Here is a 1537-nt window from a genome sequence, read left to right as displayed (position 1 = left end):
CCAGACCCCACACCGCGGCCGCACCAAGATCCACGACCTCCCCCACCGCACCACGCGTCACCACCACCAGGCGGGCACTCGCGTCCCGCTCGGCCGCGAGCCACTCCTGGACCTGCGCCAGCACCTCGACGACGGCCGTGTGCACGCCGTGAACGACGTCGGTGCCCGCCTCGGTGGCCGGCGCCGACAGGACGTCGTACTCCGGAGCGCTCTGTGGAGCCTGCGCGTCGCCGACCGGGACCGGGGTCCACTCCAGTCGGAACAGGGAGTCGGAGCTCTCGTTGCGCGCGGCTCCGTCCAGCTGCTGGGCGGTGACCGGGCGCAGGACGAGGGATCCGATCCGCCCCACTGGCGCACCGGTGCCATCGGCCAGGTCGAGGGAGACCGTACCGTCGGTGGCGGTGATCCGGGCACGCAGGACCGGGGAGCCGACGGCGAACAGGCTCACGCCCGTCCAGGCGAACGGCAGCCCCGGGCCGTCCAGTCCGGCAAGGCCACCGCCCACGCCGATGGCGTGCAGGGCGGAGTCCAGCAGCGCCGGGTGCAGCCCGAAGCGGCCCGCCTGCTCGGCGGCCTCCTCCGGCAGGGCGACCTCGGCGAACAGCTCTCCGCCGCGCCGCCACACGGCTCGCAGGCCCTGGAAGACGGGGCCGTAGCCGTAGCCGATCTCGGTCATGGACTCGTACATGCCGTCGACCGGCACCGACTCGGCGTTGCGCGGGGGCCATTCCGCGAGCCCGGCGCCCGGGACGAGCGCCTCGGCCGCCACGACGCCCGAGGCGTGCAGGGTCCACGCCTCGTCCTCGGCGCCGTTGGCCGGGCTGGAGTGGACGGTGATCTGGCGGCGGCCGTCCGCGTCCGCCGAGCCCACGATGACCTGGAGCACCATGCCGCCGCGCTCGGGGATGATCAGCGGGGCCTGCAGCGTGAGCTCCTCCAGCGCCGCGCAGCCGACGCGCTCGCCCGCGTGGAGCGCCAGCTCGACGAAGGCGGTGCCGGGCAGCAGGACTGAACCGAAGACGGCGTGGTCGGCGAGCCACGGGTGCGAGTCGAGGGACAGCCGGCTTGTCAGCACGATCCCGTCGCCGTCGGCGAGCAGCACCTCGGCCCCCAGCAGCGGGTGCTCGGCGTGGTACAGGCCGAATCCGGTGACGTCACCGTTCAGGCCCGGCAGTACCTCCGGCCAGTAGTGCTCGTGCTGGAAGGCGTAGGTGGGGAGGTCGGTGCGCTGGGCGCCGGTGCCTTCGTAGTACGCCGTCCAGTCGACGGAGGCGCCGTGCGCGTGGAGTTCGGCGAGGGCGGCGGTCAGGGCGTGAGCCTCGGGACGGTCCTTGCGCAGGACCGGGACGAACGCCGCGTCTTCGGTGACGCAGGACTGCCCCATCGCGGAGAGGACTCCGCCGGGGCCCAGCTCCAGGTAGGTGGTGACGCCCTGGGTTTCGAGGTGCCGCATCCCGTCGAGGAAGCGGACCGCCTGACGGACGTGGTCGACCCAGTAGTCCGCCGACAGGATGTCCTCGCCCGCAACTTCACCCGT

At 73.5% G+C, this 1537-nt stretch carries 1 protein-coding gene; it reads right to left on the bottom strand.

Annotated elements, in window-relative coordinates; all coding sequences use genetic code 11:
• Positions 1–1537: polyketide synthase dehydratase domain-containing protein (locus ACFYPC_RS37015; RefSeq protein WP_391891741.1), on the bottom strand; the 1537-nt coding region annotated here is incomplete at both ends.

Origin of the sequence: Streptomyces sp. NPDC005808 (genome assembly GCF_042871385.1) — a bacterium.
Classification (GTDB): Bacteria; Actinomycetota; Actinomycetes; order Streptomycetales; family Streptomycetaceae; genus Streptomyces.
Note: the sequence above shows the minus strand (reverse complement) of the source record. Positions and strands in the feature narration are given on the sequence as shown.